Raw genomic sequence first — 5,184 nt, 5'->3', positions numbered from 1 at the left:
CGCGGGCCGTATTTATCGACGAGATAACCTTCGATTGGAACAAGCCATGTTTCGGTCACGACGAAAATCGTGAACGCGACCTGGATGGCCGCGCGGCCCCAGTGATGCTTTTCATCGATCGGATTGACAAACAGCGTCCAGCCGTACTGCATGTTCGCGATCATGGCCATGCAGATCACGCCGAACACGAGCTGCACCCACGGCGATGCCAGGCGCGACTCTCCTACCGGGCGATTCGTTTCCATCACTGTCTCCTTGGCATTTGCTGCCTTGTATTCGGGACGCCGAATTGACGTCTGCCTCATTGCCGTCTCGTTTGAGGGGTAGCAATGGGATACACAATATGTGATATATCAAGTAAGTCAAGTGAAAGAAACGACAGGGTTTTCACCAGATCGGGTTATTACTGAAGGGAATATGAAAGAACGCCTCACATTTTCTCGACGACTTTTCAAGGGCAAAAAAAAAGCCCGCAGGCATGCCTGACGGGCTGAGGCGTGGTGCGCGACATGGCAGTCCGCAACACGTATGACCGTTATAGTCGAAAGCAAAACGTAATGTAAGTTATTTTTGTTATTTCTTTGAAAGAAATTGACCGCTTACATCGCGATGGAAGGAGGACGGGTTTTCAGCCGTTGAACAACCTACTCCGCGCCGCATTCATGATCGATGAAATCGCGGGATGGCTGATACGTCTTTCGATGGAAATCGCGAAGAACTCCTCAACGATCGTCTCTATATGCCCGATCGCCACCAGTCCATGTTCGCGTTTGAGTTGCGCCGCCAGGACCGTGGGGGCGAACAGCACACCGCGGCCTTCGCGGCCGAAAGCGAGCGTGAGCGCGCTGTCATCGAATTCTCCGACAATGCGCGGCGTTATTCCGCGAGACTTGAGCCAGTGATCGAGCTTCCTTCGCACGGCCGATTCCGTTCCGGGCAGCAACATGGGCATGTCGCTGAGCGATGCCGGGTATGACCTCGCGCCGCGGGTCGCCAGCGCCTTGGGTGCAAAACAGCTCAGCGTGGAGCGGCCCAACGAATGATTGAAGGCCTTTACGTTCACATCAGGGGGAATCGGCGCGTCGGCGATGATCAAATCGAGTTTGTGCACTGCAAGCTGCGATAACAGCGAATGCAGTTTGCCTTCGTTGCAGATCAGTTTCAGCGAGGTCGACAAGTTCAAGGCCGGTTCGAGCAACCGGTAAGCAACCGTTTTCGGCACCGAATCCGCCACACCCACGCGCAGTTGCGTACGCGCTGCTTCCCTCTCCTGCCGGACAGCGCTCTCGAGTTCGGCACCCAGGGAAAAGATCTCATCGGCGTAATCGAGCGCGAGCCTGCCGGCGTCGGTCAGCTCCAGATTGCGGCCGCTTTTCTTGAAAAGCTTTTTGTTGAGCGTTTCCTCGAGCAGTTTGATCTGTCCGCTGAGCGTTTGCGGCGTGATGTGCAACTGCGCACCCGCTCGGGCGATGCCACCCGCGTGCGCCGCGACCCAAAAATAATACAAGTGCTTGAAGTTCATCCTGGCCCTGTAAGCGACACCCGATACATCGATATTCCCGAACGATCGACGTTGAAAATACGTATATTACATTATGCTTACTTACTATACATTGGGACTTCGGTAGCGACGAAAACGAAGGAGCCAAGAGAATGAAATGTCCCATGTGCAAGACCCCGGAGCTGTTGATGACAGACCGGCAAGGCATCGAAATCGACTATTGCCCGACGTGTCGCGGCGTATGGCTGGATCGTGGGGAGCTCGACAAACTGATCGACCGTGCGGCGGAAGAAGGCCGCGTGCAGAGCGCTGCGCCGCAGCCCGCTGCGATATTGACGAACGCGAACACCGAGCGCAGGCGGGACGAGCGCATCCGCTATGACGACCGCGATCGCCGCGACGATGAATATCGCGAGCGCCGTCATCCATACAAAAAGAAGAAGTCGATGCTCGGCGAGCTGTTCGACTTCGGCTGACCTTGAAGCCTTGAAGCCTTGAAGCCCCTAAGCTTCGGATTTTTCGATCAATCAAACACGGCCCTTCGTTGAACGGCCGGATATCAGCGAGGTTCTGAATGACAACCGTTGCGCAGTTACTGAGTTCCAAACCGGATCAGTCGTTTCACACAATAGAAGCCACGGCGAGCGTGTTCGACGCCATCAAGCTGATGGCCCACAAGCAGATTGGCGCGTTGGTGGTGACGTCTGGCGACCAGATCACCGGCATCTTCACGGAGCGCGACTACGCGCGCAAGATCGTGTTGCTCGACCGCTCGTCCAGGGTGACGCCGGTCGGTGACGTGATGTCGAGGGCGGTTCGTTATGTTCGTCTCAACCAGACGACCGAGCATTGCATGACGCTCATGACGGACAACCGCATACGCCATCTTCCGGTTATCGATGGAGGATTGCTGATCGGGATGGTGTCGATCGGCGATCTGGTGAAGAACCTGATCGCGGAGCAGCAGTTCACGATACATCAACTGGAGCACTACATTCGCGGCAACAGTCATGTCGATGTGCCGGAAGCCGAAACACGATAGTCATGTCGGACCTGTTAGCGAGGTTAAGCAACATGCGACGCGCAAACGAACTGGAAGTCCATCTGGACAGAAACACGCATTCGGACCGTTTCCGAAAATTGTTTTCAACGAAACTGGATATGACGATCAAGCGGGCACGGTTCACGACCCGGCTGGTTGCATCGTATATGGGCGTGAAGGAGCACGAGGTCCATTTTTGGCGGGCCGGGATCACGCTGCCGGGCAGCGGACAATGCCGGCGTCTTTCCAGGCTTTTAAGGGTCGACGTGGCGTGGTTGTGCGGGACGCCGGCCACGGCCGCCTGAGAACTGATGCATGGCGCGATCTTCAGCTCGCGCCTCGACGTTCGCCACGAGTTCCTTGAGGTTGGGCGCCGTCAGGCCGGCGGCGGGATCATCGAGCAGCAGGAGTCGGGGATCGATATGCGGCATTTCCTGGCGGCTTTTGGCGCACTCAAGGCTTGCGCCGTCTGAAATGCGCCAGGAGAGGCACGTGTCGCCCCGGCCCGTTCTCTGTCATAATGAGGCGCTTCCGACTGCCACTTTTCGCCAATCAACGCCTTACATTGCCACGAACCGAGTTCGCGCATCCCCGTCCGCGCACCTTCTGATGCAGCCTTTCATCGTCTTGCTCGTCCTGTTTTCCGCGCTGCTGCACGCAACCTGGAACGCATTCCTCCATTCCAGCGCGGACCGCGTCTGGCAGTTCGGGATGATGTCGTTCCCCTACATCGTGTGTTCCGCTGTTGCACTGCTGCTCGTGCCGGCACCGGCGCGCGAGAGCTGGCCGTACATCGGCGCTTCGGCAGTATTGCAGTTCGGTTATTGCGTGGCGCTCGCAAAAGCCTATAAAGCCGGGGACTTCGGACAGATCTATCCGATCGCACGGGGGCTTTCGCCCCTGCTCGTTTTCGCCGGCGCGTTCGTGTTCGCGGGGGAACATCTTCGGCCGCTGGCGCTGGCAGGGGTGACGCTGGTATCGGCAGGCATCATCTCACTCGCATTCCGCAAGCGCCGTTTCGCCGCCGCAAGCGTGCCGGCCGCGCTTCTGACAGGTGCGTTCATCTCGGCTTATACGATCGTTGATGGCCTTGGCGTGCGTGTCGCGGGAAACAGCTTTGCGTACATTGCATGGGTGTATCTGCTCTTCAACGTGCCGTTCGCGGTGTTCGCGCTGTGCCGATACGGCGGTCCGCGCCGACTATTTCTGAGCGACCCGCGCCGTTCAATGCAGGGCATGGTGGGCGGCGCAATTGCAATGGTGGCGTACGGGATTGTGGTCATCGCGTTTCGCTACCTGCCGATCGCGATGGTCTCCGCGTTGCGCGAGCTCAGCTCAATTTTTGCGGTGCTGATCGGCTGGATGTTCCTGAGCGAGAAGCTGACCGCGCGACGCGTCGTGGCGTGCGCGCTCGTTACGGCCGGCGCGGTTCTGATCAGGATTTAGGATCTACTTTGCAACCGGAGTCACTTCAACCGCTGTGGCAGAAATATATACCACGTGAACAGTGTCCCCGGCCTTAAGCTTTTTTGCGGCCAATTCCGGCGGGATACCAAACGTTTCGGTATGCCACGGTCCGCGTAGTGTAATCGTTTTCTTCTTTTGATCAATACTTTGCACAGTCGCAATAATCTCGATTTCCTTTGCCGCGCCGAAACCCGATGCGTCGGACGCAGAGGCGAATGCCGTCGTATCGACGCGCTTTCTCAGACCGGCATCCGCAACTGTTGATTTGACCGCTCTCAACAACAGGGCTTCCTTGATCAGTACATCAACGCGATCACCGATTTTGAGTGAATCGAAGTTGGTAACCTGGGGACTGACCGCCACCGGGACGACATGTCCTTTGGATCCTTTGAGAGAAAGGGTTCGTGAACCGATATCAATCCCCACGATCTGCGCCTGGAGATGGCGTGGCTCCGAGGCCAGCGCGGTTTTAATGGCGTCGGTGGAAAGCTGATCATCGGTTTGCGCGCTGACATTTACGATCGCCAAGCAGCCAGCCAGCGATGCAGCCAAAATCCATTTTGCGTTCATGCATTTCTCCGGACGATGAAATAGTTAATCGCGCTCCAAATCAATTTAATTTCGAATCAGAAGCGCAAACGCACTAAAGCGCTAACGATATTTATACCGCGACGCTTGCGTCACTGTCCATTGATCCGCGTCAATTACAGATTAACCGGAGATTGTGTCTTGTATTTTGATAACTGAATCAATTCAATAATTAAAATAATAGGAAAGGTTATCGACGTAGAGTCGTTAATCCTTTCCATAGCCGGGCGTCGTTAAGCGACGGTTGTCTCAGGCGGGACGCGTGCCGCTCAAAAGGCGCAGGCGCGTGATTTCGGACGGTGCGGCAATCCGGATAGGCGGTCCCCAGTAGCCGGTTCCGCGGCTTGTGTACACCCATAGGTCATTGAGCTTTTCGAGGCCCGCCACAAACGGCTGCTGCAGCCGTACGAAGAAATTCCACGGCAGGAACTGGCCTCCGTGGGTGTGACCCGACAACTGCAGTGTAAAACCTGCCTTCGATCCCGCCAAGGCGATGCTCGGTGCACCCGCCGACATCATGTTCCGCCTGCTCCTCGCGCATCAGCCACGCAGCGCGCCGGCGGCATCGAAGGCAGGTTTTACACTA

General features: G+C 56.7%; 7 protein-coding genes and 2 pseudogenes. 5 read left to right on the top strand and 4 right to left on the bottom strand.

Translation table 11 applies throughout. From position 1 onward, the window contains the following. Together ACRXB1_RS29775 and nhaR are read right to left on the bottom strand one after the other, a co-directional pair. Positions 1-245, bottom strand: a pseudogene (locus ACRXB1_RS29775) (oxalate/formate MFS antiporter); the annotation flags it as partial. A 383-nt stretch (positions 246-628) separates the two neighbouring features. Next, positions 629-1,522 carry a transcriptional activator NhaR gene (gene nhaR / locus ACRXB1_RS29770; protein ID WP_449494082.1) on the bottom strand — a complete coding sequence of 298 codons (894 nt, stop codon included), beginning with the start codon at positions 1,520-1,522 and terminating at the stop codon, positions 629-631. A gap of 131 nt (positions 1,523-1,653) precedes the next feature. Here nhaR and ACRXB1_RS29765 point away from each other — a divergent pair, with 131 nt between their 5' ends. The 5 genes from ACRXB1_RS29765 to ACRXB1_RS29745 all read left to right on the top strand — a co-directional run bounded on the left by ACRXB1_RS29765 (position 1,654) and on the right by ACRXB1_RS29745 (position 3,989). After that, on the top strand, positions 1,654-1,977 hold the full coding sequence (locus ACRXB1_RS29765; protein ID WP_449494081.1) for a TFIIB-type zinc ribbon-containing protein: 324 nt from the start codon (positions 1,654-1,656) through the stop codon (positions 1,975-1,977). A gap of 98 nt (positions 1,978-2,075) precedes the next feature. Beyond that, the gene (locus ACRXB1_RS29760; RefSeq protein ID WP_449494080.1) at positions 2,076-2,543 is read left to right on the top strand and encodes a CBS domain-containing protein; all 468 of its coding nucleotides are present in this window, start codon (positions 2,076-2,078) and stop codon (positions 2,541-2,543) included. A gap of 32 nt (positions 2,544-2,575) precedes the next feature. Next, a complete protein-coding gene (locus ACRXB1_RS29755) occupies positions 2,576-2,848 on the top strand; it encodes a helix-turn-helix domain-containing protein (protein WP_069638416.1) in 273 nt (90 codons plus the stop codon). A 6-nt stretch (positions 2,849-2,854) separates the two neighbouring features. After that, a complete protein-coding gene (locus tag ACRXB1_RS29750) occupies positions 2,855-3,016 on the top strand; it encodes a hypothetical protein (RefSeq protein WP_449494079.1) in 162 nt (53 codons plus the stop codon). Positions 3,017-3,152: 136 nt separating this feature from the next. After that, positions 3,153-3,989: an EamA family transporter gene (locus tag ACRXB1_RS29745; protein ID WP_449494078.1), complete on the top strand. Its 837-nt coding sequence runs from the start codon at positions 3,153-3,155 to the stop codon at positions 3,987-3,989. Positions 3,990-3,992: 3 nt separating this feature from the next. Here the strand turns inward: ACRXB1_RS29745 and ACRXB1_RS29740 are convergent, their stop codons facing one another. Both ACRXB1_RS29740 and ACRXB1_RS29735 read right to left on the bottom strand, forming a co-directional pair. Next, entirely contained in the window at positions 3,993-4,580 is a 588-nt protein-coding gene (locus tag ACRXB1_RS29740) for a DUF1344 domain-containing protein (protein ID WP_174363865.1), read from the bottom strand. A 267-nt stretch (positions 4,581-4,847) separates the two neighbouring features. After that, positions 4,848-5,084: pseudogene (locus ACRXB1_RS29735) on the bottom strand (metallophosphoesterase); the annotation flags it as partial. Between the last annotated feature and the right edge of the window lie 100 nt (positions 5,085-5,184).

It is taken from the genome of Caballeronia sp. M23-90 (assembly GCF_053574605.1).
Note: the sequence above shows the minus strand (reverse complement) of the source record. Positions and strands in the feature narration are given on the sequence as shown.